A 26,211-nucleotide genomic window follows, 5' to 3' on the forward strand; every position below is an offset into this window, starting at 1 on the left:
TTTTATTTCCTCCTTTTTAAAGTGAAACCCAATGATCCCTATGGATGACTTCATAACTATGTCTCTCGCCTCTTACTTGAATATCTTGGCTTTGCATACCTTTTACATCTCTTAGTTCCTCTGCACTATATGTGCATTGTCCTTTTCCTATTACGCGCCCTTGTTGCGTTACAACCTCTACAACTTCACCCACTTGGAAAAATCCTGATACATTCGTAACACCAGCTGGAAGTAAACTCTTACCATGCTGAATGATGGCAGTAGCTGCCCCAGCATCTACTTCAATTTGTCCGCTAACAAGCGAATGCAAGGCAATCCATTGCTTGTTCATCTTCATTTCTTTTTGAGGAGCATTACCGACATACGTTCCATCACCCTTACCCTTCAAAACATCTACAAACTTTTCCTGTCCACGTCCTGTTCCGATAAATACACTCACACCAAGAGAGAGTGCTGTCTTTGCAGCATCGATTTTTGATTTCATACCGCCAGTCCCAAGTTTTGAGCCAGCATCTCCTGCAAGAGAAGAAATTTCTTCCGTAACTTCAGGAAGAAAATAATATTTTTTTGCATCCGCATTTTTCTGAGGATTTTTGTCATATAACCCGTTCACATCTGTAAAAATCATAAGCATATCCGCCGAAACAAGCCCGCTTACTAAAGCTGACAGCATATCATTATCACCGAACGTCAGCTCCTCTAAAGAGATGGAATCATTTTCATTAATAATTGGAAGAGCGGAACGGTTTAATAATTCTCCTAACGTAGCGTAAGCATTACTATACTGTTCTTTTCTAGAAAAATCACTTCTCGTCAACAAAAGTTGCGCAGTAACGATGCCATATTTACGGAATTCCTCCGTGTACGCCTGCATTAACAAACTTTGTCCGACAGCTGCTGCAGCCTGTTTCCCTTTAATCGTTACAGGTCTGCTAGGATATCCTAGCGCTGAAAAACCTGCAGCGACGGCTCCAGATGTAATTAACACAACCTCGTGCCCATCAGCTTTCAACCGAGCCAATGCGGCAACGTGATCTGAAAGCTGTTCTGTAGAGATGCCTCCGTGACTATCTGCCAAGGAACTACTCCCAATCTTTACAACAACTCGTTGTTTTTTCACTTTTTTATCCCCCAAGTCTAAAATCAAAGTTTTTTATAAATTACACTTCATTCACTTTGTAACTATATCTATTCTCATCAATGCTGCACTGAAGTATTTAAGAGCAAAATAAAAATGACCGCTTCGCCCTTAATAAAATAAAAAGGACGAAACGGTCATTGTTCCGCGGTACCACCTTAATTGATATACATAGATATCCACTTGGTGCCTATAACGCAGGCGAACGCCTAAACTTTCATTTAAGACTCAGGGATAGGTTCGATATATTCTATACGAGGAATCTTTCAGCCGGTGAATTCCACTCTCTTTCGCAAGAAGACATATGTACTAATTCCCTTCAACGATTTTCAATCTAATTTTTTTATATTATGCGATATAGTTCGATTCGGTGTCAAGAGGTATTTTTAAAAATAAATAGAGCCACAAGTTATTTGTATGAAATTATCGCCCTACTGAATGAAAATACAAAATGATATAAGTTTAACTCATATTCATAAACATAAAATCTTAAATTATAGTGTATATATTTACATAATGTCGAATATAATTAATTTTTATCTTTTAGTGTTGCAAAAAGGAATATATTCTCTTAGAATGTTTCTTTATATTGCACAGGGATGTTATTCTTATTCTAAGAAAATAATATCAAACCGATATAATTGATTATAAAAGGAGCAAGATTGAGTTATTATGGATAAACAAATTGGATTCATCGGTTGCGGAAATATGGGAATGGCTATGATTGGCGGAATGATAAACAAAAATATAGTGTCTTCAAATCATATTATTTGTTCAGATTTAAACACTGCTAATTTAAAAAATGCTAGTGAAAAATATGGGCTAACTACAACTACCGACAACAATAAAGTAGCTAAAAATGCTGATATTTTAATTTTATCAATCAAACCAGACCTATACGCATCAATAATTAATGAAATAAAAGAAGTAATCAAAAACGATGCTATCATCATTACGATCGCTGCTGGGAAAAGTATTGAAAGTACTGAAAATGCCTTTAATAAAAAATTAAAGGTTGTAAGAGTAATGCCTAATACTCCTGCTCTTGTTGGAGAAGGAATGTCTGCATTATGCCCTAATGAAATGGTGACAGAAAAAGATTTAGAAGATGTACTAAACATTTTCAATAGTTTTGGTCAAACAGAGATCGTAAGTGAAAAATTAATGGATGTTGTAACATCTGTAAGTGGTTCTTCACCAGCTTATGTATATATGATTATAGAAGCGATGGCAGATGCTGCTGTACTAGATGGTATGCCAAGAAATCAAGCATATAAATTCGCTGCTCAAGCTGTGTTAGGCTCTGCAAAAATGGTACTAGAAACAGGAATACATCCAGGTGAATTGAAAGATATGGTTTGTTCTCCTGGTGGAACGACAATAGAAGCTGTAGCAACATTAGAGGAAAAAGGATTACGAACAGCGATTATTTCAGCTATGCAACGTTGTACGCAAAAGTCTGTTGAACTATCTGGTCAAACTAAAAAATAAAACTATAAAAGAGATTACGTTAGCTATGAATTCACATAATTTTAATTAAAAATTCACTACATGATAAACGGCCAAACTCATATAAAATTGAGCTTGGCCGTTCCGCTTTTTAATTATATTAAAATAATTTCATTCGAATCTTCTTTAAAGGTTCTGTTTTATCCCTTACCTATTCCCTACTATGATTGTGTAATTTTATTAGAAACTAATAATTTTTCAATGCATTTCGGTAACATATCTATTAGTGTTTCAAATGCGTAGTTTACATCTAGACGTTCTGTCCATTGATGTGCATCTTTTCCTACCGGCCCCATATTTAATACTGGAACATCAAACTCTTCTAATTCCTGAAGTGGAATTGAATAACCTTTATCCCATAATGGCATATTGTCTACAAGAGAACTCATTGAATCCAGTGGATACTGCAAGCCTACATAGCTTAAATCTGAAATCCCCCCAAAATAATTTTGGTTTTCAAATGTAATCTTATGATTGTAGTGTGCATACTTTTCCATTTCTACAACTACCTCTTTTATTAAAGGATTGTTGCGCGAACTCACAGCTGGATAGTACGGCGGAGCGAAGAAAAGTACAATCATCGGTGCCTTTTCTTTACATAAAATCGCTAATTTATCTACTAAATCAATCGTTACCGCACGATCATCTTTATCTTCTCTATTTTTTATAATATTAGATTGAATATGATTTATTTTTTCTTGTCCATGTTGCTCAATTGCATATGTGATAAGCTCTTCATAAGTTAATACATTTACTTTAAGATTAGGTGGTATAAATGGATTATATTTAGAAAAACGATATGCATGTTTTTCATACGACTCTTCTATTTTCTCTGCTACTTTCGTTACTTTTTGACGTAACAATGAAACTACATCTGTCATTGATTTTTCTAATAAAAACAAATTAAATAATGTAACTGCACGATGCGGAATTTGTACAGAATAATCCTCCTTTAAGTCCCTTTGAAGTAAGTTAGTTGGCGGAGGACTCGCTTCCCCTTCTACAATATCACAAAGGTCTGTGTTTAACTCTAATTCTGCTGTTATTAATGAAGCCATATAACTCCCATTTAAGCCTGCAAAAGGTTCACCTACATGTGTCTCTTTTCCATAGCAAAGAAAACCAGGTAACACTTTACCAATAGAGCCAGTGTAAATATACTTATTTTGGTCACCAGGATGTCTTGAAAACATAGGCTCTGAGTTTAAGACCGTTTTATAATCTAAGTTATGCTCTCTAGCTAAATCTAACAGTCTTGGAACAGCGGCCCTCATCCCTACAGAATTCACTTCTTCATCTGGTACAGCCAATAAAAGAACATTCCCATCGAATCTTCCTTCACATGCTTGTTCAATCATTGCCATTTGTAATGCTAGACCGCATTTCATATCCATTGTTCCTCTACCAAACAGCCATTCCCCATGTTCTATATCTTCACGTACATGGTCTGGAAGTTCATCTTTATGAGAATAAAACATAGATGTTAACTTTTTAGGATTAAATGCATCTTCTTTCCACACTCCGTAATCTTGTACATCTACAACATCAAAGTGACTTACTAGAATTACAGTATTTTTTATACTATCGCTTTTCTTTACTAGTGCTGTAACAAAATATCGTCCGTCCCCTGTCGGATTTTTTTGTAAATGATGCGGGTTTTCTTTGAAGTACTGTAAATCAGATAACTGTTCCACAACAAAGTCTGGCAATATTACTTCAGCTTCTGAACCGGTAATACTAGGAATTTCAACAAGACCGCTTAATAATTGAATCAATTGTTCTTTTGATTGCCACTTTGACATATAAATCCCCCTATTTTTCCACATTATGAAAACTAATTCCATTATATGAATAAAAAAATGACGACAGCTATCAAAATTATAGTTCTGATGTACTGCCGATTTTTATTGATATTTCATGAGCCGCTTGTTTTACCTTGCTAATAAGAAAAGATAGTCGATCATCATTAATACGATGACTAATTAACCCAACACTTAATGCTCCTACTACTTTATGATTAAATCCGATAATAGGTGCAGCTACTGAAGCTGTCCCTTCTGTTTTTTCACCATAACTGACAGCATATCCTTCATTTTTTATTTGCTTTATTTGATTAAGAAGAATTTGCTTTTGTTCTGGTAATGAAGAAAGTAAATTTTCTACAATATGTTCCATTTCATTCGTTTTCATATTGGCAAGCATCGTTTTATTTGCGGCACCAATTGAAAGTGGAATTTGTTCCCCTAGATTATCGATAACTCGAATTTTTAAAGGACTATCAATTCTTTCAATGATAATAGAATGTGTTCCGTTTGGAATATTTAAATAGACACTTTCCTCCACTTCAGCAGCTAAACGTTTCATCACTTCTCTTGCAACAGATCTGTAGTCTACCTTCTCCAATTGACGTAACCCTATTTCCATCCACATTGGTCCAATTTTGTACTGTTTTGTCTCTGAAATTTGTGTAACTAACCCATGCTCCATTAAAGAGTTAAGTAATCTATGTACTGTACTAACCGGGAGATGTGTTCCATCAGCTATATCAGAAATAGCCCAATACTCTTTTTCATTTGTAGAATTCAATAATTTAATAATACTTATCGCTCGATCAATGGACTGTACCATAACTCGCCTCAACTTTACTCGTAATATGTTAGTATGCTTAATTAACTATCAATTTAGCAAACATTCGAAATGAAATCAATCTATTTATTTAATTTTCTAACAATAAAAACATATCACTAACAAAGAATTGAAAACGCAAACAAAAAAATATTGACTTTTCTTTTTAATTATCTGAAAATTATAACAAGATTTCACATCACGGAATACATTCCATAATACGGAAAAACATCAAACTTTATTCTATCAACTATGAAAGTGAGGAAAACAATGGCGCAAGTAAGCAATACAAACAATGAATTAAAACGGACGATGAAAAGTAGACACTTATTCATGATTGCACTCGGTGGTGTGATTGGAACGGGGTTATTTAACGGATCTGGCTTTATTATAAGTCAAGCTGGACCTGGCGGATCCGTACTTGCCTTTATGGCCGGTGGATTATTAATGTATTTCGTTATGCTATGTCTTGGTGAACTTGCTGTAGCCATGCCTGTTTCAGGTTCTTTCCAAGAATATGCCACTAAGTTCATCAATCCTGCAACTGGCTTTACAATCGGATGGTTGTATTGGTTAAGCTGGGCGAATACGACCGGTCTTGAATTTACAACTGCCGGCATTACAATGCAGCGCTGGTTTCCTGATATTCCTGTTTGGGTTTGGTGTTTAATATTTGGCGTTACAATCTTCACTATTAACGCATTATCTGCTCGTAGTTATGCAGAAACAGAATTTTGGTTTTCAAGTATAAAAGTATCTGCCATTATCGCTTTCATTATTCTTGGCGGCGCCGCTATGTTCGGTTTTATTGATTTAAAAGGTGACGAACCCGCTCCGCTATTATCAAATTTCGTAAATCATGGTGGTTTATTCCCAAATGGACTTGCCGCTATTCTTTTAACAATGGTTACAGTCAACTATTCCTTCCAAGGTACAGAACTTGTTGGAATCGCAGCAGGTGAAAGTGAAGATCCAGCAAAAACTTTACCTCGTTCTATTAGAAATATTATATGGCGCACGATGTTTTTCTTCGTCTTAGCAATCTTTGTTCTTGTTGCTTTAATTCCTTGGGAAGAAGCTGGATTAACAAAGAGCCCATTCGTTGCTGTTTTTGATAATATCGGTATTCCATATGCAGCTGATATTATGAACTTTGTTATTCTTACTGCTGTTCTTTCTGTTGCAAACTCAGGACTATACGCTGCTACTCGAATGCTTTGGTCTTTATCAAAAAACGAAATGGCTCCAGCCTTTTTAAAGAAATTATCATCACGTGGGATTCCTCTCAACGCTTTAATCATGACGATAGCTATTTCTGCTTTTTCTCTTTTGACAAGCGTAGTAGCTGCTGAAACTGTTTACTTGTGGCTCATTTCACTTTCCGGAGTCATTACCATTATTGTTTGGATGTCAATTTGTGTTTCTCAATTCTTTTTCCGCAAACATTATTTAGCAGACGGCGGAAAATTAGAAGACTTAAAATTTAAAACGCCACTTTATCCACTCGTACCAATTCTTGGTTTTGGATTGTATGGCATTATATTAATCAGTCTTATTTTTATCCCAGAACAACGACTTGGAATCTATTGCACTGTCCCATTTATCATCTTTTGCTACACTTACTATCACTTTAAAGTTAAGAAAAGAAATTCTACTAACACTCATAGTGAAACTAAAATTAGCGAGACTTCGTAATATTTGACGATACATAAAAGACCACACATGGCGTTTCACTTCATGTGTGGTCTTTTATCGTTCCTTCTCTCATTTCCCCCTACTATTGAAAGAATTATTTATAACACTTTAAGTTCTGGATTGCTCAGGTGAACTTTGGGTTGAAAAATGAGCATTTCTATACCTTTCCCGAAATTTCAAGTTCTGCTAATGATGTTGTAGAAAGTGTTAATGTAGTAAATACTATAATACTAACAATTACTATTTTTACTATTCATAAGTTGATGATTCTGCTTACTATTACTGTTTTGTTTTGATATATTTAATATATATTTAAAGATAGACAGGAGTTAGATACGATGATAAAAGGTTTTGGAGGAATATTTTGGAGAACTAAGAATCTTGAAGTTATAAAAAAATGGTACAGTGAAGTGTTGAAACTTGATATAGAAGATTGGAATGGAACTGTGATTAAACCCCAGTTAGGAAATGAGACCATCTTTTCTTTCTTTACAGAGAATGACAATTATTTTCCAACAGAACAACAAGTAATGTTAAATTTCCAAGTATATAATCTAAACAAGACTATAAAGCATCTTGAGAATATTGGTGTACCTCTTGAAAAGAAAGAAGAAATGAGTGAATTTGGAAAGTTTATTTGGATTAAGGATCCTGAAGGTCGATTGATTGAACTTTGGGAGAAATAGGTGATTATACTTATCTACTATTAAGTTAACAGCCGCGTTAATACAACAAGGTAAATAAAAAGTCGATTCCTTTAACTCCACAGGAAATCGATTTTTTTGTGGAGTTAAAATTCTTAGCTTTGTAATTTCGCATTTTTCAAATTCTGCCCTATGGCCATCAACTTAAGAATATTAAAAAAGATGCTATTCTTACGAAAAGAATAGTGTTTTTCATTATTTTAATATGATTTCATCTGAATTTAATGAATATATCCCCTCTCCTACAAAAGTAGTAAAATATTCATTTAAACTTGCTACCTCAGTTGGATTTATCTTATTTCAATTTCAATATAATAGTAAGTAGGTATATCGGATATAGATGTACATTACTAGGCTTATACATATTTCAACTTTAGAATTACATTCACTATTCAATTGGTAGTTACCAATAAAGAAAGGAATGATCATAATAATACAGAACATATACGAAACTCATTTACATGTAAAAAATTTAGAAAAAGCGATAAATTTCTATCAAAACAAGCTAGGATTAACGTTAGCAAGAAAACTCTCCAAAAGAAGAGTGGCTTTCTTTTGGGTCGGAGAAAATAAAAAACAAATGCTTGGACTATGGGAAGTAAATAATATCGAAGACTTTGAGCCGAGACATTTTGCTTTTGGTGTAAATTTAGAATCTTTAATGACTTCTAAATCTTGGTTAGAGGAACGTGGAATAGAAGTGATAGGAAGTCAAGGAAAAGGAAATCAAGAGCCAATTGTCCAAAGGTGGATGCCCGCTGCAAGTGTATACTTTCTAGATTGTGATGGAAATAAATTAGAATTCATTTCTATGTTACATGAGAATCCAGATGAATTAGAATATGCATCTTATTTAAGTGTATGGAATGCGGAACACCAAGAAAAATGAATGAAATTTCCATTCAAGTCTTTTCTTATTTTTAGATATAATGTTGTACTATCCCCCTTTTGCTATTAATTTTCGTCGGATTTATGAACAGTTATCATAATGGAGAATTCATGACAACTCCACTTATTAACATAATGTATTTACTGTCACCTTATATTTGTACTTACGTACGAGCAATTCCTAATCTGCTTCAATTATAATTTGAATCATTTAATTTTTCTTCTTATCTGGCATCTACTCTTTAAACAAAAACTCCCCTTAAATCGAAAATGATTAAGGGGAGTTTTATATGCGATGCAATTATAGTTCAGATTTCACCCGAACAGAAACATTATTTTTAATTATATTTTTGACATCTTTAAAGCTAACAAAATTGTTACTTTTCTCATCCCAAAGACGGAAACGTAGTGATTGTAAGCTTGTAGCAAGCGTAATCGTTGGTACATTTTTTAAAGGAAGCGTATTATTGTGTGCCTCTTCTAGTTTATAGTTAGGTACTCTTGGGCTTAAATGGTGAACATGATGGAATCCAATATTACCCGTTAGAAATTGCAAAATTTTGGGAAGCTTATAAAAAGAACTTCCTTCCACTGCCGCTTTCACATATTCCCAATCTTTATCCTCTTCAAAATAAGAATCCTCAAATGTGTGCTGTACGTAAAACAGCCAAATCCCTACTGAACCTGCTATTAAGAATATAGTACCATGTACTAACAGAAACGATTGCCACCCAATCGCCCAGCAAAGTATAGCTACTACAGCAACGATTAAAACATTTGTTAAATAAGTGTTCATACGTTCTTTTTTTCTAGCACCTTTTCGGTTAAATCTATTTTTAAGCAGGAAAACATAAATTGGGCCTAACCCAAACATAACGAATGGATTGCGATATAAACGATATGCTAAACGGAGTCTAAATGGTGCTGCTACATATTCATCTACTGTAAGCGTCCAAATATCCCCTGTACCCCTCTTATCCAAATTACCACTCGTAGCGTGGTGAATAGAATGCTCATGCCCCCACTGATCAAATGGGAATAATGTTAAAACACCCATACACGTTCCAACTATTCTATTTGCACGTCGACTTTTAAAGAATGAATAATGGGTACAATCATGAAAAATAATGAAAATCCTTGTCATAAATCCAGCGGCTAACAGTGCTGGAACTAATGTTAACCAATAAGAAACTGACAAACTTTTATAAGCAAGGTACCATAAAATAATAAATGGCACGATTGTGTTGATCAGTTGCCAAACACTTTTTTTAATCGTTGATTTTTCAAAAGGAGCAACTTGTTTTTTTAAATTTTTAGTATTTTCTAAGGTCATTGTTCTAATTCCTTTCCTTTTTGTTGCTAATTCATATTATAGCACACTATTAGTATCAGGTGTTAAAAGTAGCTATAATAAATATTTTATACTATGAAAATCTCTTTTTTCTTACTCATTACTTACAAATTTCTTACGTCCAAAATAGCTTCTATAATTGGACAGACGGAGCATTTTATGTATCAAAAAAACTTCATATTTTTCCAATAAGTACATAAAAAACAGCGAGTTTTTTCACAAGAAGAAAAAAGCTGCAATCAGTCAGTTTCACCGACTTATCGCAGCTTCTCTTCTTTTTACCTTATTTTATCGATGAAGCCAAACTGCACCTGCAGACTTGTCTTCAGCTTGGCCTACTACTTCAAACTTCAGTCCTAGCTTCGGTAACTTACGTCCTGCATCAGGAATAACGCTGTTGATGTATTGCTTAGAATCATCAAATTTTGCCACTCCTGGTAATCCTTTATAATCAAAGATACCGCGTGTTGGTGAATTTACTTTCCATGCTGGTGTTTGATCAAATGAGAATGCCGCATCGGCAATTTGATAACGCGTACTGCTCTTCACAGTAGGTTGTCCGTTTAATGTCCCTACAATTGCCTCTGGATGAGAATCTACTACTCCTAAGAACCCTTCACCTGGATGAACGCCTACCCAGTTATCTGTAAAGCTTTGATCCGCATACCATACAACCATTCCTGTATTAAATACTGGGCCACGTGCATGTTGTAACGCAGTGTCAGAACCAGCGTAATTTCTCCACTCTACATAGTAATTATGTTTTTTCTGTTCAAATCCGTTAGACACAGTAAAGCCTTTTAACGTCATTGCTGGCTGACCTTCTGCATCATCAGAGAAAACAACTTTTCCATCTACAGTTAAGGCTGCATTATCTAACGCAAATCCTTTATAAGCTACTGCAATATCTGTTAAGTACTCAAATTGCAGTTTTACTTTTTTCCCTTTGAATTGGCTTAAATCGTATGATTTATCAACCCATTTACCATCAGTTGTATCCGCGCCGCCTTTTACATCTTTTTCGCCCATTCTATCAATGCGTGTCTTCGTTCCATCTTCTGCAATCGCATATACGTCAAGGAAATCATACTTCGCTTCAAGTTCGTAAAATGCCTTATAATCGAACTTAGCATCCTTTGCATTTGTTAAGTCAAATACTGGTGTCTCAAGTGTTGTATGAATGTCATTTCCTTTTGTACTGTAATAGAACTTCTTACCAAACGCCGATTCGATATTTTTTATATCTTTGTCCGGCAAGTTAACACGAACAATTCCAGGTCGTTTAGATTTTGTAGTACTTTGATCTACATATGTTGCAACACCGATTCCTTTGCTAAGTTTGTCATAATCTACTTCAAGAATATTCGCCCAGTTCCCCTTCATATTCTTTTGGAAAAACTCTTTATTTTGTGGTGAGAAACTCGTTGGCTCTGTTCCTGCAATTTTTCCAGCCCAGCTACCACCACTCATAATAGACCATGACTCAACAGGTTCACCTTGTCCTGAGTACTTTGTATCATATTCATCTGGTAAGCCTAAATCATGGCCATACTCATGTGCAAACACACCAACTGCTCCGTCTTCAGGCTCGATTGTATAATCATATGCAGCCATCTTTCCGCCCCAGTTCGAAACAGAAGATTTCGTGCCATCAATTGCATATGGTTTTGAACCTAGTTTTGAACGATGTGACCAAATCGCATCATCTTTCAATTTACCGCCGCCAGCTTCTTGACCAACGCCAGCATGTACAACCATTAAATGATCAATAATGCCATCTGGCTCATTTTTATTTCCATCACCATCTTGATCGTATTGATCAAATTGGTCATAGTCTGCTAAATTGATTCCTTTTGCTACCGCTGCTTTTAATGCTTCTTTCACAAAATCTTTTGGTCCTAAAGGCCCCTTGTTATCATGCCCAGTACCCGCATCAGCACCATAATCTGATGCTTTTCCTGGAACAGTAAGCCACTCTGTTACAGTCCCATCAACTGTATAGCTACCACCAGATTGTTCTTCATAATATTGCTTAAATGTGTTAATCTTCGATCCATCAAATAAAGTGAATGGTTCATCACCAAATAACATTTTTTGATAATGTTCACGATTAAAGTCCTTAGAATACATGTATCCTGGCTCTTGATCAATATTGTTATGCTTAAAATCGCTAAATTCTACAAGTAAAACAAGTACTTTATCTTTTCGAACAGCTCCATTGTATTCTTCTTGCTTCGCTGATGTAGTAGGTACTTTTCCATTTAATTTCCCTGGATTCAATGCTGCACCTTGTCCAGCTACTGGGCCTACTTCAGGCTGCTGTGCCTGTTCATTTTCCTTCATTTTTGTATCTTTTACTTTTTTCATAAAATCAGAAGCTTCTTGTGTAAGACTATCTCCTGTTAAGATTTCTTTCCCAGGGTTTTCCCCTTTCTTTTTCTCAACATATTTTTCGACAGCCTTTGACGTCTCAGCTTGTGATGCAGATTGATCAATTACCCCCCGTTGTTTCAGCGCTTCTGCCAAACGCTCCTCCGGTATTAAGTGCTCATCTATTGGTAGAGATGATGTTGGTGTCTCAGCATAAGCTGCGTGACCTCCAAAAGCAAACGTACTACTTAGTACTGCTGCTGTTGTTAATACCGCTAATGGTTTTAATTTCTTTTTCTTTTTCAATGTATTTCCTCCCCAGTGTCTGCAAATTATCGTTTTTTGCCGATAACAACATAATATTCGTTATAATACGAATATTCAATCTTTTTCAACAAATAAAATGTTGAGAAATATTTTTTTATGCAGGGTGAAATACATAAGATATAAAAACAAACAGACTCTCCTATAAATAACAGTGAACTTTTATATGTTCTTAGTTACAATTAAAATCCAGTAAATCTGGGATTCATACTTTTTTAATAAAAATAAGAATTAAATATTTTCTATACTATTTAATCTATGGATTACCATATTACTCACTATTCTCATTATTACAAGCTAATAGTGGTTCGTACATCATTATAGCGTGATTCTCTGTTACATATTGATCTTCTATTAACTGTTTCTGTTGATTATATACTTTACGTTGAATCACATTATGTCGTATATAACCGCCCCAGTATGCAGGTTGAATTGAATGTTCTTTCTCATACACTTCATATTGATAAAGTTGCGGATAGACTGTTCTCCATTCACCAACTAAATATTCATCTGTCATATAAAGATGAAGTTGATACGGTTGGTCCGTTTCATTTTTAATTTGTAAATCCAAATAGTTATAGGAACAAGTTGCTCCACTCCCAAACGGTTGAGTTCGCCTAGAATCAGGAAAGACATCAAAGCTATGACGATATCGTTCTGTTACTGTCAGTGGTGTATGTAAAGTCATCCAATATATTAAATTCGAAAGCTGACAAAGACCTCCTCCAATACCTGTTTGAAAAGATCCGTAATGTAATACCATACCTTCTACATACCCTTTTTTCCTCGTAGGCTTACCTATTAAACGCCAGTAAGAAAATGTTTCTCCTGGTCTAATGACGATACCATTTAGTTTTTTAACAGCAATTTTCAAATTAACAACCTTATTCTGTTGATACCACATATCTACATCTTTGAGCTTACGGAGTAATATCGTTCGGTGCTGAATTGCTGTACAAGGTAGCTTTTCTTGTTGGAACCTTTTTGCATATGTTTTTCCGTCTGATAACCACTGAATATACCTCTTTGTAGAGTAATACCACGTCCCTAGCATAATTCGATACTTAGAACGCTGTTTAGGACGTAAGTGCACTATATTCATTTTATTCCCTCTCTCTTTCTTCAAATAAATTCTAATATATCTCTAATTCAATAAACTACAGTTTTCTTAGCGGCATAATAATTTTTGTAAATAAAAAACGCAAAAAAATAATAAATTTACTCTAGTGGAGATTTTATTTTGAGGATTGCTTTCTAATTATATGAAACTGCGCTACAATACGATAAATTGAAATAAACACATTATAAATATAACGGATAACCTTAAATAAAAAATAATGAAAATTAAAGAAATTCTAAAGTATTAATATATTTTTCGTAAATATTAATTGATAATACATTAGACTTTACTATATGTATAAATTCTCTATTCTACAAAACGAAATTTTTTAATGTAAGAAAAGAATATAATTCCCCTTTAACATTTATACAAGTCTCCTCTGAAAAACTTTACAAAACAATCCGAGCCCTTATATTTAGAATGAACACAAAAAATTGCCACCAGTTAGCTTAACTGGTTGGCAATTTTTTAACGAGAATGCTTTACAAATAGTTGAATTGCTTCTTGTGGTACATAGCACTTTCCATTACTCTCTACAATAATACTTCCTAATTCATACCCTTTACCATTGATACGAATTATATTTTTGTTACCAAATAGTTGTGCTTCTACTTTATTATGTTTTACCACAAGTAACGGGTTTACTCCTTCGGTTTTGTCGGCTGTTACAGTTGCACCGATTTTCTTAAAGGCTTGCTCACTCTCTAAAAATATTTTATTCGTTACTTCTTCTAAGTTAAAGCCCATCGCTTTGGCCATCGTCTTCGCAATGTCTGTATTCTGGATTAAGCCTTCTGGTTTTTGAGGTCCATAAGAATATAAGAATACATCCTCACCTGTATGTCCTCCTGTCGTAAAGCCGATATTTGCACGATTAGCCAATAATGTAGTAAGGATTCGTCCTACATCCATTTTCTTTTTTTCCGCTTTTAATTTTTCTTTTTCATCATGAGTTAGATTATCCAAACCGTATAGTTTAGCTACATCTTCTACATTTGATAAATCAGATTTCAGTTTATTTATAGTTCCTTCAAGTGTCATTTTCGCCTTTTTCAATGGATCAATGTATGCAGAAACCGGTGTAGTATTGTATCCTTTTGTCGTATTCCTATTCCCTATAGAGATGCCGCTGTTACCATGATCAGTTAAAGCGATAAGCATCGTATCCCCATCTTTCTTCGCAAATTGTAACGCCTTTGCTACCGCTTCATCAAATGCCAATACATCGCTAATAATCCCAATCGGATCATTAGCATGAGCTGCCCAATCTGGCTTACTACCTTCTACGAATAAAAAAAAGCCATCTTTATCTTTTGATAATGTTTGAATTGCTTTTTCTGTCATTTGAGAAAGTGTCGGTTGTTCTGGATTTGTTGCTATACGATCCATATCAAACGCAAGAGCATGATGTGAGAAAGAGCCCCAAATTTTATTAGATTTGGAGTTCAATAACGCATCTTTCGTTTCAACAAAATCGTATCCTTTGTCTTGAATCACCTTTACTAAATTTTCACCATCTTTTCGGATTCCATTACTTTTTATAGGTAGAAGCGCCGCTTTTCCCCCGCCTAATACGACATCTATATTTTGATATACTTGCTGCTTCGCAATTACGTTAAATTGCTTGCGATTGACATGGTGAGCTGAGAATCCCGCCGGAGTAGCATGCTGAATTTCAGATGTAGCAACAATTCCCGTTGCACGACCAGTACGTTTTGCACCTTCTAATACGTTTGCGACCGGCCGTAACTTGTCCTCTTCTTTTATTGGCTTTAAGCTAGGTGAATTTACAATAGAAGGTAGTACACCTACATATCCTGAATTCGATTTATTTCCAGTTGCTAATGCTGTTGCTGCTGGCGCTGAGTCTGTAATAGCTGATTCCGCCGAAAACGTACGAACACCTCCTGTTACAATTTGATCTAACGTAAGCGGTGCCCCTTTATACCAGCGAGCCAATGTTGTCGCCGTTGAACTAGTCCCGTCCATAACCATCATAATTATATTTTTAGGCTGATGTTCTACTTTTTTCACCTTAGCTTTGGCCGCATGATAATTCATCATACTTTCCGTACTTAATACGCTTACTATTATAGCTGCCACTAATAGCAACTTTTTTATCTTCACACCATAATTCAACATGATTGTTCCTCCATAAACTTTGCATTCATTTAAATACACCTTATTTCCTTTTCCATTCCAAAACCTACATATGTTTTATTAGTTCCCAATTCTCATAAAGCTAACAATAGTTACCTTCTCTTTCTTTAATTAAATATCGGTATGTTTCATCTATCTGATAAAAAAGATTTAGCATTCTTTTCATTAATTACTTGTTTAACAATAAATCCTCGATTAAAAGAAATAAAAATTTATTGTTAAACAATAAATTTCATGTTAAATTAATAAGATATTAAATAAATGAGGTGCTTTTTATGAAACAAGGATCCACACTCTTTTTAAAGACCGTTGTGATTCTGATCGGAATCCCTGTTCTTGCTATGTGCATTTTTTTAGTCCCTAAAATAGGAAATTTCGCCGCAGAATTATATCCAGATATTGCATATATTAAATATCTTGTATTTATCAACTTATACGCAACAGCACTACCTTATTACTTCGCACTGTACCAAACATTTAAGCTTTTAAACTATATTGATAAAAACAACGCATTTTCAGAGTTATCTGTTAAAGCTTTAAAAAATATTAAGTACAGCGCATTGGCAATTAGTGTATTATATGTATTAGGTATGCCACTTTTCTATCTTGTGGCAGAGAGAGATGACGCCCCTGGCATTATTATTATCGGAATGATTATGATTTTTGCTTCAATGGTAATCGCGGTCTTTGCTGCCGTTCTCCAAAGACTATTAAAAGATGCTATAGATATAAAATCAGAAAATGATTTAACGGTCTGAGGTGAATAATATGGCAATTATCATTAATATTGATGTAATGTTAGCGAAAAGAAAAATGAGTGTAACAGAGCTTTCGGAGAAGGTTGGAATTACAATGGCTAACCTTTCTATTTTGAAAAACGGAAAAGCAAAAGCAGTTCGGTTTTCAACTTTAGAAGCAATATGTAAAGCATTAGAATGCCAACCGGGTGATATTTTAGAATATCAACCTGAAGAAACCGAATAAAAAGAGTCCTTCATACGAGAAGGACTCTTTTTATTACACATTACGGCGCAAAACTAATTTGACCAGTAAACAATAGGATAATTGCTATGATCCAAAATATAAAAAATGATGAGGACAGTATTAATGAAAGAATAGCAATTCCCTTCTTCTCTGTTCTTTTCGTCATTGTGATTATTGAAAGCATGATACCTACACCTGTCAGGGCAATTGTAATATAATCTCCAACTATATTACCTGCATTCGCTATCCTTGTTGGCGTTATAAACACGAATAGAAAACACAAAATACCGATGAGTAAAGATATATAGCTTATTATACTGTACTTCTTTTTAGGAACTATTTCTGTTTTCATACTAACCCCACCCCTTCTATATAGCTATGAGTTCATATTAACACGAATAACCATAATTTGGTTAAAACATAAAAAAGATAAAGTGGACGCTATCACTTTATCCTTCAGTTTATTTCTATCTAACAATTAACCTGGCTACTTCTTTAATAAAGATGGACGGACATTCTTTAACTCCTAGCAATTTTTATATACAGAAAATAAAATGAAATAGTTCTAAAAAATAAAGACTGTACCTTTAAAATGAAATATACAGTCTTAAATACTAACTTATTTTATAAAGAAAACTCTCTATTTATCACTACCTTAAAAAACTCCGAGTAATGTGATAAAGAATAATCCGCTACATCACAATTACCTTGAAACATACATGTTGAAATACCTAATTCTTTTGCAGGTAATAAATCTAATTCTCTATCTCCAATAGCTAAATCAATATTGTATTTTTTATGCAGATGATTATAAGCCAAAGAGTTCGGCTTTCGAGGAAAGCCATCGTCAATTGTAACCATATCTACGAAGTATTTTTCCCAGCCGTAATATTTTAAAATGGCCATAACCCCTTTCCTATGTTTATGGGTCATAATCACATTTTTATTTGCAAATTTCAAAACCTCTTCGACACCCGCAAAAGGTTCCATATCTTTTGGAGTAAATTTCCCCTTCAAAACTTTAATTTTTTCTTCCTGCTCGCATGAAATATTATAATATTGAATTGCATAAGAGTATGATATTTTTAAGTTTTTGTATATTTCTTGTTTTTCTACTGAATCACCTAATATTTCAGAAAGCATCATTGTATATGCAGGATACGTATCAAATAACGTCCCATCAAAATCCCATAAAATATTCATTCTATTCACCTTCTATTTTCAAATCATTCAATGACTAAATCCGCCCTATCCTTCGGCAATTCCATTTCTAAGTAATAATCCTCTGCTTTCCAATACCTATTTTCAAACTTTGAAAGGTTTTTCTGCGTTTTTTCACTCTCACGTAGAAACCTTGTCTCTCTTGGACAGTCCAAATAGACCATATAATGAAAGAAATCTCTCCATTCTTTTCGCTGTAGAAAGACTCCTTCAATAACAATTACGCCTACAATAGGAATCTGTACTTTTTTCATTTCACATGAGTCTGTTTCCTCTTGATAAAAAGGCAAAGTCAGTTTTGTCTCATGTTGTAACTTCTGAAAAAACTTCTGCCTCAAGTATGGAATATCCCACTGTAAACAATAATACTCATACCATTCTTCATATCCTGTATGATAGCGTTTATTACGCTCCACTATGTGATCATCAATATGAAAAATATGAAACGGTATGCCTTCTTGTTTCATATTTTCTTTTAAATTTGCTACGAATGTTGTTTTTCCAGATCGACTTAAACCATCTATACCTAAAATGAATCTATTTTCCCTATGCTTCTTCATAATCTTTATAAGTTCGTTTGTGCTCATTACTTCTTCCACTCTTCTTTTAATAAAGAATATAAAATAGTATCATGAGCAACTCCATTTTGAATCATATGTTTTCGAAGTAATCCTTCTTCTTGAAACCCTGCTTTACTTAATAATTTTTGAGAAGCTTTATTTTCTACATATACAACAGCAGCAATTCTTATAAGTTGCAATGTTTCAAACCCGTAAGCTAAAATCGCCTGTAACGCTTCCGTTGCGTACCCTTGTCCCCAATATGTATCATCTAATTCATAACCAATTTCAGCTCGTCTATGATGATTGTTAATTAAATGAAATCCACACGTCCCAATTAATTGGCCCGTCCCTTTTTTCTCGATTCCCCAGCGAAATACACTTCCTTCTTCATAACGATTTTTAAACGTTTGAATCGTTGTTTTCGCTTGCTCAATATTTTGAAAAGAATCCATTCCGAAATAACGTATAACAGATTCTTTCGAAAAATAACGGAACATCGTTTCCGCATCTAATAGTGTAAGTTCTCTTAAGAATAAACGTTCTGTTTCTAGTTTCGGAAATCCCATCTCTCTTTCTCCCTCTATTCTAATGAACTACAAATTTCAATATAATTTCCATCTGGATCAGCAATGTAAGAAATTGTTTGTCCCCACGGTTTTACAATAGGTTCAACTAAAATCTTAATACCTTGTTCTCTAAATTGCTCAATCGTTTCTTGTACATTCTCAACAACGAATCCTAATTCGAAATGAGAAGACTGTAATTCACCTTCTGTAAGCGGTAGTCCTGTTAATTCTTTCACATCTTGCCGCGTATTCATCGCTAAAATGGTAGTTCCAGTATTAAATTCAATATATGTACCGTGCTCTGCTTTTATAGGTAACTGTAAAATATCTTTATAGAATTTTAAACATTCCTCAAACTTTTCTACATATAAAATGATGTACTTCATTTTCAAATCCATTTTACATCCCCCTTTATATCTACCCCTAAAATTTCGACAAAAGTCTCATAAAAACCTTGTTCTTTGTAGTAATGAGCAAAAAAAATGAGGCCGATTTCTCGGCCCCCCAGCTTATTGGCATAAAACAGGAGATTTGGTTTGGACATAACCAGTTCGTACTTTTATTATATTTTATTTTTTCTGAATTTTAAATACATTAAACACCTATTTATATTGAGAAAGTTTTTTGCTTGCATAAAATTAAAGAGTTTAAGAAATGATACAAATGGAGGTGTATACATATGGAACCAATGCTATGTCCAAGTTGTAAAACGAACCGTACTCGCTTTAATATTCTTGAGCAACAAGTAAAACCAGTCAAATTAAATCCACAAACTGGTCAAGTAGAAGAAGAATATACAAATGACACGATGAATGCTTTTCATATGGCCTATCAAGGACCTACTTATCGCGTCCAATGCGCTGTATGTGGGCTTGTTGAAAACCCAGAACAATTTATTAAACCTGCTCAAAATCAGTCTTTCTAATAAAAACATTATTATCCCTTATAGAAATAGATTTTTCTATAAGGGATTTTTCCGTTTAATAACTTAATTAAAAATGTGTTTCTTCCTTATTATATGTTAAACTTCGCACTCTTTTAGAAATGTTTACATAAGAGAGGTAAAACAAACAATAAAAAGATAACGCTTCCATCAATATTTCTACTATTAACTTGTCATATAGTCATCTTTTACTTTTGGATCTTCGATTGGGAGAAAATAACGACTCCTTACGATCTAACAATATGGATTGTTTCTACTATTTGTAGTCTTTTACTTTACTACCATTTTTAAAATCAAAAATCTAATAAATTAATATTAATTGCTAGTTCGTTATTGTTGATTATTTCTTCTTCATTTATGATTTTTTTAGGTGTTGTTACTGATATTATCTTTGTAACTGTTAGTTCTATGAATTAAAAAGTTGGTCTTTTATTATATAAAAAAGAATGAACAAAAAATATATATATAGAAATTAGAGAAGTTGATTCCCATCAATATATATCTTCTCTAAGAATATCACTCTTTGTTAAAATATTTCCTTTTTTAACTTTTTAATCTTCCTAAATAAATTAATAAACGCATATAAATATATACAAACTAAAAACCCTACCATACCTTTATATAATCCTGATTCTGATACTCCAAGAAAACATAAGTAAAGCACTGGAATTAACATTACAAACATAATTGCAACGAACTGTATCAATTCAACAAGTTTTTGTATCTTCGTTTCTTTGTCTGAATAAATATCAGGTAACTCATTTTCCTCTTCTACTTCTTTACAAAAGTAATTCCACTTCGCAAAACTCGTTACATGTTTCCAACCACACATTTCATATATTTCGATATATTCTTTTTGTTTTTCTGTCGAATCCTTATACTCTAATCTAAAGTCTGCTTTATATACTACATCTTTCGGCTCAGTTTTCTTAATCCTATACATTACGTTATACTTTTGTAACGCCCAGCCTTGTTGATGCATTTTACGTAAATACGCTTCTTCTTTTTCTAAGCTCCATACTGCGAAAGGTTTGAATATCTTCTTTGTCTCCATCTTCCATTCACTCCCCTAATATACTGTTTCCATTCTTTACAGACCGCTGTAATCTGTTGTACTCCAGTTCCAGCACTTCTCTCCCAAACGGCGTTAACTCATAGCACTTCTTTCTATCTGTAGAGGCAACTTCAACAATTAACTTCTCTTTTAGTAACTTCGTCGTATTCCCGTATAAAGTACCAGGACCAAGCTTTACTTCCCCATTTGTCATCTCTTCTACCATTTGCATAATTCCATATCCGTGCATTGGTTTCACTAGTGATAACAGTATGTAATATGTCGCCTCAGTTAACGGAATATATTTTTGCGCCTTCGCATTCATTATAACTACCTCTGATGCATCGCCTTATGATATATCGACTTGCGATACATCATAAGGCGATATTGTATAATCATATTCCAAAATATGCAAGAGTAATTTAATAATTAAATATCCATTTCTTTGAATTAAAAAACCATACAAATTTTCTGAATAATTTGTTAAAATATAGAAATATTAGCTCTTTTATAATGAAAGGAATGGTACATATGATACATAAATTGAAAGAAAACATCGGATCTGTGTTTGTTGGGAAAGAAAATGTTATTGATCTACTGCTCGTTTCACTTCTTGCTGATGGACATGCACTACTCGAAGACGTGCCTGGTACTGGGAAAACGTTACTGGCGAAAACCATTTCCAAAAGTATTGGTGGTAGTTTTTCTCGCGTTCAATTCACCCCTGATGTACTTCCAAGTGATGTAACAGGTATTGAATACTTCAACCCAAAAACAAGCGAATTCGAATTAAGAATTGGACCGGTTATGACAAACATTTTGCTAGCAGATGAAATTAACCGTGCAATGCCGAGAACGCAGTCGAGTTTGTTAGAAGCGATGGAAGAACGACAAGTGACGCTCGAAAAAAAATCTACGCCTCTGCCGAAACCGTTCTTTGTTATTGCGACGCAAAACCCAATCGAATCACAAGGGACTTTCCCTCTTCCAGATGCACAGCTTGATCGCTTTTTAATGACGATTTCAATTGGTTATCCAACTCCTAAAGATGAGTTACAAATGATGCGACGTTTTCGGAACGATTTACCATTAGAAAGTGTCACATCTGTCATCTCATTAGAAGATATTTTAGAATCTCAAAAACGAGTAAAAGAAATATTTGTTTCGGAACCTTTAGAACATTACATTATTAAACTTGCTCATGCTACAAGAAATCATGATTATATCGCTAACGGTGTAAGCCCACGTGCCACATTAGCTTTAGTACGTGCTGTTCAAGCTTTAGCCTTTTTACGCGGGAGAGAATATTGCACACCAGAAGATATACAATTGTTAGTTCCTTCTGTTTGGAATCACCGTATCGTCTTATCAATGGAAGGTGCATTACGTACGACAAAAAATGATATTATGAAAAGTATTTTAAAAGAAGTTGACGTACCTGTGGAGATTGAGCAAGCATGAATGGACAGCGTGTTGTAACTGTGCCTTTATTTTTTCAACTCCATATTATTCAACTAACCGTTCCAATCGCGTTACTTTTCACATTCTTTTTCCCGCAACGAATGCTTATGTTTCTCTTTTTCTTCTATTATATATTTGCGATTTTTATTTATAAATATGTCGCTTTCATAGAGAAGAAGTTTCAAATCATAAATGAGAAACAAACTACACGGCTTTTTCCTGAGGAATCTGGACAGTTTTTTATTCATTTAAAAAATGGAGCCAGCATACCGCTCGTTAATGGTGTTTGTTACTTTCATTTAAATTCGTCCCTTATACCGCATAAAGAGCAAGGCATTGAACAAATATCAAAAACATTATTCTCTTTCCCATTTTCACAACCCGCACATTCGGCACAAAAATGGGGTTTAACATTAACCGCAACGAAGCGTGGTGTGTTTCAAATTGAACAGTTTGAATGTGTATTAAAAGATCCATTTCATCTATTAACTGTACATTTACCTGTTTTTGATAAATTAAGGACTGAAATTATTGTGTATCCTTCTCCTAAAGAAGTAGCAGGTTTGCAAGAACTTCAGCAACTTTTGAATGGATTTTATCGAACGAATTTTTCTTTTTACAATGATGAAACATCTATTATCGGTGTAAAGCGATATGAGCGTGAGTCTTTCCGCTCTATTCATTGGAAGGCATCTGCTAAAATGCAACAATTACAAGCGAAGCAATATGAACCTGTAAAAAATTATAGTTGGACGATTTGTCTTTCTTTAGCTGCCGATCGTGGATTTGGTTGGAAAGATAATGTAGAAGAACTTATTTCATATGCAACATACATTTTCCAGTACACAACGAAGCACCACATTCCGTTTGAATTGTTTATTAGTGTATTAGCAGAAGGCGGTGCATTACATGTACCGTTACATGAAGGACAAACACAATATGCAAAAGCTTTAGAAGAATTAGCCCGTATTTCAGATGATAGTACGTTACTTCCGAAACAAGGATTCCTTCATTATGTAAAGAGAAAGAGAGAACGATCGTCTACAATGATATACATTGGTTTACAAAGAAATGAACTCCCTCTTCTCTCGCAGCCAACGTTTCTCATTACTAGTGAAGGGATGGTGGAATCGGTTGAAAACTTGGCTATATCACATTCATGATTTCATTCTGCTCCTCCTGCTTTCATTATTAACAGAAAGAGATGAACTAATTAGTATTGCAATATTTTTAACAACAGGCTATATTGGAGTATTTCTTATTCATAAATTTATGCAGAAAAAAACAACAGGATTTGTAATACTTTTAGTTCTTCAAATCGTTCTTTTCTCTTTATTTTTACCTTTTTCTCTTTTTGGCACAATCATATTACCACTATTTTTCTTTATCGTACATGTGGTCGGACCTGGATATCCAGTTCAAAAATCTTTAGGTGGTATTGTATGGTTTGTCGTTTCAGTTATATTTTATGCACCCTTTCCACCGTTGTGGAAACTATTAATGTTAGCCTTGCATCTTATGATTACATTTTGGTTAACCGGGGCAAATCGCAAACAACAACTATTACGTTTTGCTTCTATCATTACGATTGGCTTAATGAGTATATTAATTGTTCAAATATTTCCTTTCATTCGACTTATTTTTGGTTTTATAACGGAAGTAGTCGCATTAGGCGTCGGCTATGCTTTAATGCCATTAATTAAAGCAGCGGAATTAAAAGATACTGAAGATGTTTGGGCAAATAAAGGACATCTCTTAAAACCAAAAATTGAAGACGGAAAAAAAATTCCTGATTTTGATCCAATACTCATAAATAGCGCTACAATAATAGTCTGTACAGCTATCGCTATTTACGTCGTTTGGAAAATAGTAAAAAAACGAAAACATTTAAGTTTACCAAATATGCACGTCTTCGAATCTACTATCATTACTGATAAAGAAGGAATGAGCCAAAATCGTTTTAAACGAAATAAACCGCCGCATAACGAAATTCGGAAGGAAATTTTCAAGCTAGAGAGTAAGTTAACCCCTCCTTTAAATAGAAAACGGGGAGAAACTGTTGAGGCTTGGCTAGAAAGAATACATGATGAAGAAGATGTAAATATTCAAAGTGATATTATTATAGATGCTTATAATACGGTGCGTTATTCAAATGGTGAAAACACTGTACTTCTGCATGAATTTAAGGAAGAGATTCATAAGCTTTATGCATATCAAAAACATTTGAAGAAAAGAAAGAAATAAGACAACAAAAGACTCCTATTTTTTCATTCATGTGCTCAGTTTAGGGAGAGAAAAATGCTAATAACCATTAGAAATAACACAATAATTTGTATGTATTTCGCATTATAAATAGCAAACTAAAACGCTCAGAAAATATTCTGAGCGTTTTCATTTCCTTCTTCAACTAAAGTACCAGTTAGTGCAAAAAGCTATTTCACCATTTGTATTGTTAACTTATCTTTTAACATTGAGCTATATGAGTCAATTTCATATTTTGTATTATTGATTTTTTCTTTTTTCATTTTTAACATATCGAATATTTCTAATTCTAAATTCCTTCTAGCTTCAAGAACTTTTATCGCTCCTTCTACACCTGAATGGTTATGTTCTTTCCCATAGCCTTGGTTAGTGTAATAGTCGACGATTCCTGTGGACCATTCTGGAGTTCTTTCTTTTAGTGCCTTCCTAAATGAAAATTCAAGATTATCTTGTTCTACATACAATAACATTGGATTTAAATTCTCTATAATTTTTGCAACTTTCATTACATAATTTATTATTTTTTCTTTTTGTTCACCATATTTAATCATCCCAATAGTTAATGAGTTTTGTATGAAACAACATTCAAAGATATAAACCTTATTGTCTTCTAGAGCACTTTCAGTAAAGTCATTCCATTTGTCAGCAATTAATTCAACATTTTTATCGAATGACAATTCATATATATCGTTTTTTGAAATATCGTTAAATAATTCGTCCGAAAACTGATCACCAAACTCATTTTTTATCTTTCTGTATGGTAATAAATAATTGCTTCCTTTTTTTAGAACTCTTTTAAGAAGCACTTCTTTAAAATCTCCACTGTTAGATAATAATCTATCAAATTCAAATTTATTAAAACAAGATACACCATCATAGTCGGCTGGATGGTTCAAATTTCCCTCTAAAAATAGTTCAACTTCAATTTTATTTTGGCTTAGAATTTCATTTATTAGCTTTGCAGTGGTTGATTTTCCAAATCCAGGTAAACCTTCTACTATTATTAGTTTTGTGTTCATAATTATAAATCCCTTTCTTCAAAGTATTTAACCAAGATAAAAAAATCACTTACTTCACTGCAATCACCCCTTCAAAATATGATATTCACCATTTCCTTTGAAAAATCCTGCTTAAAGTAACCTGACCGTTAGTTTAAGAACATTTTTTCACAATCTCTATAATTATTTTAACGTAATTTTCCATTTACCTTTAAAAAAATATAGTCCACCATTATTTGAGTGAACTATCTAAATTAAATTATATCTTTTAAATC

At 33.8% G+C, this 26,211-nt stretch carries 25 protein-coding genes, 1 pseudogene and 1 other annotated feature; of the genes and pseudogenes, 11 read left to right on the forward strand and 15 right to left on the reverse strand.

Annotation, left to right across the window (positions count from 1 at the left end):
* Nucleotides 1-16: 16 nt before the first annotated feature.
* Nucleotides 17-1,120 (reverse strand): glutamate 5-kinase, encoded by a 1,104-nt coding sequence (gene proB / locus CN409_RS00370; RefSeq protein ID WP_000744798.1) that lies wholly within the window; start codon nucleotides 1,118-1,120, stop codon nucleotides 17-19.
* A 139-nt stretch (nucleotides 1,121-1,259) separates the two neighbouring features.
* Nucleotides 1,260-1,470 (reverse strand) — a binding site (T-box leader).
* Nucleotides 1,471-1,810: 340 nt separating this feature from the next.
* Here proB and proC point away from each other — a divergent pair.
* On the forward strand, nucleotides 1,811-2,629 hold the full coding sequence (proC, locus tag CN409_RS00380; RefSeq protein ID WP_000360722.1) for a pyrroline-5-carboxylate reductase: 819 nt from the start codon (nucleotides 1,811-1,813) through the stop codon (nucleotides 2,627-2,629).
* A gap of 179 nt (nucleotides 2,630-2,808) precedes the next feature.
* On the opposite strand, the gene CN409_RS00385 is transcribed toward proC, so the two are convergent.
* The gene (locus CN409_RS00385) at nucleotides 2,809-4,473 is read right to left on the reverse strand and encodes a M20/M25/M40 family metallo-hydrolase (RefSeq protein ID WP_115609908.1); all 1,665 of its coding nucleotides are present in this window, start codon (nucleotides 4,471-4,473) and stop codon (nucleotides 2,809-2,811) included.
* Between the two features lie 52 nt (nucleotides 4,474-4,525).
* Nucleotides 4,526-5,275, reverse strand: coding sequence for an IclR family transcriptional regulator (locus CN409_RS00390; protein ID WP_000250751.1), 750 nt, complete (start codon nucleotides 5,273-5,275; stop codon nucleotides 4,526-4,528).
* A 267-nt stretch (nucleotides 5,276-5,542) separates the two neighbouring features.
* Here CN409_RS00390 and CN409_RS00400 point away from each other — a divergent pair, with 267 nt between their 5' ends.
* The 3 genes from CN409_RS00400 (at nucleotide 5,543) to CN409_RS00410 (ending at nucleotide 8,560) form a co-directional block, all read left to right on the forward strand.
* Nucleotides 5,543-6,967, forward strand: a complete 1,425-nt coding sequence (locus CN409_RS00400; RefSeq protein WP_000079996.1) for an amino acid permease — start codon at nucleotides 5,543-5,545, stop codon at nucleotides 6,965-6,967.
* 338 nt (nucleotides 6,968-7,305) lie between these two features.
* Nucleotides 7,306-7,653: a VOC family protein gene (locus tag CN409_RS00405; RefSeq protein WP_000589592.1), complete on the forward strand. Its 348-nt coding sequence runs from the start codon at nucleotides 7,306-7,308 to the stop codon at nucleotides 7,651-7,653.
* 448 nt (nucleotides 7,654-8,101) lie between these two features.
* Nucleotides 8,102-8,560 carry a VOC family protein gene (locus tag CN409_RS00410; RefSeq protein WP_025989052.1) on the forward strand — a complete coding sequence of 153 codons (459 nt, stop codon included), beginning with the start codon at nucleotides 8,102-8,104 and terminating at the stop codon, nucleotides 8,558-8,560.
* Between the two features lie 300 nt (nucleotides 8,561-8,860).
* Here CN409_RS00410 and desA read toward each other — a convergent pair whose 3' ends face one another.
* The 4 genes from desA to CN409_RS00430 all read right to left on the reverse strand — a co-directional run bounded on the left by desA (nucleotide 8,861) and on the right by CN409_RS00430 (nucleotide 15,866).
* Nucleotides 8,861-9,892 (reverse strand): Delta(5) desaturase DesA, encoded by a 1,032-nt coding sequence (gene desA, locus CN409_RS00415; protein ID WP_000171502.1) that lies wholly within the window; start codon nucleotides 9,890-9,892, stop codon nucleotides 8,861-8,863.
* 306 nt (nucleotides 9,893-10,198) lie between these two features.
* On the reverse strand, nucleotides 10,199-12,586 hold the full coding sequence (locus tag CN409_RS00420) for an immune inhibitor A domain-containing protein (RefSeq protein ID WP_000727453.1): 2,388 nt from the start codon (nucleotides 12,584-12,586) through the stop codon (nucleotides 10,199-10,201).
* Between the two features lie 289 nt (nucleotides 12,587-12,875).
* Nucleotides 12,876-13,706 (reverse strand): VanW family protein, encoded by an 831-nt coding sequence (locus tag CN409_RS00425; protein ID WP_001028246.1) that lies wholly within the window; start codon nucleotides 13,704-13,706, stop codon nucleotides 12,876-12,878.
* 486 nt (nucleotides 13,707-14,192) lie between these two features.
* A complete protein-coding gene (locus CN409_RS00430) occupies nucleotides 14,193-15,866 on the reverse strand; it encodes an alkaline phosphatase (RefSeq protein ID WP_000935910.1) in 1,674 nt (557 codons plus the stop codon).
* A gap of 293 nt (nucleotides 15,867-16,159) precedes the next feature.
* Here CN409_RS00430 and CN409_RS00435 point away from each other — a divergent pair, with 293 nt between their 5' ends.
* Together CN409_RS00435 and CN409_RS00440 are read left to right on the forward strand one after the other, a co-directional pair.
* The gene (locus tag CN409_RS00435) at nucleotides 16,160-16,642 is read left to right on the forward strand and encodes a DUF2975 domain-containing protein (RefSeq protein ID WP_000809121.1); all 483 of its coding nucleotides are present in this window, start codon (nucleotides 16,160-16,162) and stop codon (nucleotides 16,640-16,642) included.
* A gap of 10 nt (nucleotides 16,643-16,652) precedes the next feature.
* Complete coding sequence (locus tag CN409_RS00440; protein ID WP_000974622.1) at nucleotides 16,653-16,868, forward strand: helix-turn-helix domain-containing protein; 216 nt, start codon at nucleotides 16,653-16,655, stop codon at nucleotides 16,866-16,868.
* A gap of 40 nt (nucleotides 16,869-16,908) precedes the next feature.
* Here CN409_RS00440 and CN409_RS00445 read toward each other — a convergent pair whose 3' ends face one another.
* The 5 genes from CN409_RS00445 to CN409_RS00465 form a co-directional block, all read right to left on the reverse strand.
* A complete protein-coding gene (locus CN409_RS00445; RefSeq protein ID WP_000845550.1) occupies nucleotides 16,909-17,220 on the reverse strand; it encodes a hypothetical protein in 312 nt (103 codons plus the stop codon).
* A gap of 272 nt (nucleotides 17,221-17,492) precedes the next feature.
* On the reverse strand, nucleotides 17,493-18,071 hold the full coding sequence (locus CN409_RS00450) for an HAD-IA family hydrolase (protein WP_001024247.1): 579 nt from the start codon (nucleotides 18,069-18,071) through the stop codon (nucleotides 17,493-17,495).
* A 23-nt stretch (nucleotides 18,072-18,094) separates the two neighbouring features.
* Entirely contained in the window at nucleotides 18,095-18,676 is a 582-nt protein-coding gene (locus CN409_RS00455; RefSeq protein ID WP_000106089.1) for a kinase, read from the reverse strand.
* Nucleotides 18,676-19,218: a GNAT family N-acetyltransferase gene (locus tag CN409_RS00460; RefSeq protein ID WP_000506642.1), complete on the reverse strand. Its 543-nt coding sequence runs from the start codon at nucleotides 19,216-19,218 to the stop codon at nucleotides 18,676-18,678. Before CN409_RS00460 ends, CN409_RS00455 begins: the two co-directional genes overlap by 1 nt.
* Nucleotides 19,219-19,232: 14 nt before the next feature.
* A complete protein-coding gene (locus CN409_RS00465; protein WP_000364500.1) occupies nucleotides 19,233-19,616 on the reverse strand; it encodes a VOC family protein in 384 nt (127 codons plus the stop codon).
* Nucleotides 19,617-19,897: 281 nt separating this feature from the next.
* Between CN409_RS00465 and CN409_RS00470 the strand changes: the two genes are divergently transcribed.
* Nucleotides 19,898-20,143 (forward strand): hypothetical protein, encoded by a 246-nt coding sequence (locus tag CN409_RS00470; RefSeq protein WP_000433605.1) that lies wholly within the window; start codon nucleotides 19,898-19,900, stop codon nucleotides 20,141-20,143.
* Between the two features lie 156 nt (nucleotides 20,144-20,299).
* Nucleotides 20,300-20,578 (forward strand): annotated as a pseudogene (locus tag CN409_RS32195) (hypothetical protein).
* 109 nt (nucleotides 20,579-20,687) lie between these two features.
* Here CN409_RS32195 and CN409_RS00485 read toward each other — a convergent pair.
* Both CN409_RS00485 and CN409_RS00490 read right to left on the reverse strand, forming a co-directional pair.
* Nucleotides 20,688-21,215 carry a DUF2812 domain-containing protein gene (locus CN409_RS00485; protein WP_086390619.1) on the reverse strand — a complete coding sequence of 176 codons (528 nt, stop codon included), beginning with the start codon at nucleotides 21,213-21,215 and terminating at the stop codon, nucleotides 20,688-20,690.
* A gap of 7 nt (nucleotides 21,216-21,222) precedes the next feature.
* A complete protein-coding gene (locus CN409_RS00490) occupies nucleotides 21,223-21,540 on the reverse strand; it encodes a PadR family transcriptional regulator (RefSeq protein WP_000991890.1) in 318 nt (105 codons plus the stop codon).
* Between the two features lie 206 nt (nucleotides 21,541-21,746).
* Here CN409_RS00490 and CN409_RS00500 point away from each other — a divergent pair, with 206 nt between their 5' ends.
* The 3 genes from CN409_RS00500 to CN409_RS00510 are packed head-to-tail and all read left to right on the forward strand — an operon-like array spanning nucleotide 21,747 to nucleotide 24,920.
* Entirely contained in the window at nucleotides 21,747-22,676 is a 930-nt protein-coding gene (locus CN409_RS00500) for an AAA family ATPase (protein ID WP_000581418.1), read from the forward strand.
* The gene (locus tag CN409_RS00505; RefSeq protein WP_001014388.1) at nucleotides 22,673-23,839 is read left to right on the forward strand and encodes a DUF58 domain-containing protein; all 1,167 of its coding nucleotides are present in this window, start codon (nucleotides 22,673-22,675) and stop codon (nucleotides 23,837-23,839) included. The genes CN409_RS00500 and CN409_RS00505 overlap by 4 nt, the downstream gene beginning before the upstream one ends.
* Nucleotides 23,811-24,920: a DUF4018 domain-containing protein gene (locus CN409_RS00510; protein WP_000860492.1), complete on the forward strand. Its 1,110-nt coding sequence runs from the start codon at nucleotides 23,811-23,813 to the stop codon at nucleotides 24,918-24,920. Before CN409_RS00505 ends, CN409_RS00510 begins: the two co-directional genes overlap by 29 nt.
* 188 nt (nucleotides 24,921-25,108) lie before the next feature.
* Here the strand turns inward: CN409_RS00510 and CN409_RS00515 are convergent, their stop codons facing one another.
* Nucleotides 25,109-25,957, reverse strand: a complete 849-nt coding sequence (locus CN409_RS00515) for a P-loop NTPase family protein (protein ID WP_001093193.1) — start codon at nucleotides 25,955-25,957, stop codon at nucleotides 25,109-25,111.
* Between the last annotated feature and the right edge of the window lie 254 nt (nucleotides 25,958-26,211).

Source organism: Bacillus sp. AFS012607, assembly GCF_002558005.1.
Taxonomy (GTDB): Bacteria; Bacillota; Bacilli; order Bacillales; family Bacillaceae_G; genus Bacillus_A; species Bacillus_A thuringiensis_S.

Coding starts and splice junctions, on each gene's coding strand:
- CN409_RS00445 (WP_000845550.1), bottom strand. CDS start 17,220: ATGAAAACAGAAATAGTTCCTAAAAAGAAGTACAGTATAATAAGCTAT.
- CN409_RS00470 (WP_000433605.1), top strand. CDS start 19,898: ATGGAACCAATGCTATGTCCAAGTTGTAAAACGAACCGTACTCGCTTT.
- CN409_RS00440 (WP_000974622.1), top strand. CDS start 16,653: ATGGCAATTATCATTAATATTGATGTAATGTTAGCGAAAAGAAAAATG.
- CN409_RS00490 (WP_000991890.1), bottom strand. CDS start 21,540: ATGAATGCGAAGGCGCAAAAATATATTCCGTTAACTGAGGCGACATAT.
- CN409_RS00405 (WP_000589592.1), top strand. CDS start 7,306: ATGATAAAAGGTTTTGGAGGAATATTTTGGAGAACTAAGAATCTTGAA.
- CN409_RS00430 (WP_000935910.1), bottom strand. CDS start 15,866: ATGTTGAATTATGGTGTGAAGATAAAAAAGTTGCTATTAGTGGCAGCT.
- CN409_RS00465 (WP_000364500.1), bottom strand. CDS start 19,616: ATGGATTTGAAAATGAAGTACATCATTTTATATGTAGAAAAGTTTGAG.
- CN409_RS00390 (WP_000250751.1), bottom strand. CDS start 5,275: ATGGTACAGTCCATTGATCGAGCGATAAGTATTATTAAATTATTGAAT.
- CN409_RS00505 (WP_001014388.1), top strand. CDS start 22,673: ATGAATGGACAGCGTGTTGTAACTGTGCCTTTATTTTTTCAACTCCAT.
- CN409_RS00450 (WP_001024247.1), bottom strand. CDS start 18,071: ATGAATATTTTATGGGATTTTGATGGGACGTTATTTGATACGTATCCT.
- CN409_RS00400 (WP_000079996.1), top strand. CDS start 5,543: ATGGCGCAAGTAAGCAATACAAACAATGAATTAAAACGGACGATGAAA.
- CN409_RS00500 (WP_000581418.1), top strand. CDS start 21,747: ATGATACATAAATTGAAAGAAAACATCGGATCTGTGTTTGTTGGGAAA.
- CN409_RS00460 (WP_000506642.1), bottom strand. CDS start 19,218: ATGGGATTTCCGAAACTAGAAACAGAACGTTTATTCTTAAGAGAACTT.
- proC (WP_000360722.1), top strand. CDS start 1,811: ATGGATAAACAAATTGGATTCATCGGTTGCGGAAATATGGGAATGGCT.
- CN409_RS00485 (WP_086390619.1), bottom strand. CDS start 21,215: ATGGAGACAAAGAAGATATTCAAACCTTTCGCAGTATGGAGCTTAGAA.
- CN409_RS00455 (WP_000106089.1), bottom strand. CDS start 18,676: ATGAGCACAAACGAACTTATAAAGATTATGAAGAAGCATAGGGAAAAT.
- CN409_RS00425 (WP_001028246.1), bottom strand. CDS start 13,706: ATGAATATAGTGCACTTACGTCCTAAACAGCGTTCTAAGTATCGAATT.
- desA (WP_000171502.1), bottom strand. CDS start 9,892: ATGACCTTAGAAAATACTAAAAATTTAAAAAAACAAGTTGCTCCTTTT.
- CN409_RS00385 (WP_115609908.1), bottom strand. CDS start 4,473: ATGTGGAAAAATAGGGGGATTTATATGTCAAAGTGGCAATCAAAAGAA.
- CN409_RS00435 (WP_000809121.1), top strand. CDS start 16,160: ATGAAACAAGGATCCACACTCTTTTTAAAGACCGTTGTGATTCTGATC.
- CN409_RS00515 (WP_001093193.1), bottom strand. CDS start 25,957: ATGAACACAAAACTAATAATAGTAGAAGGTTTACCTGGATTTGGAAAA.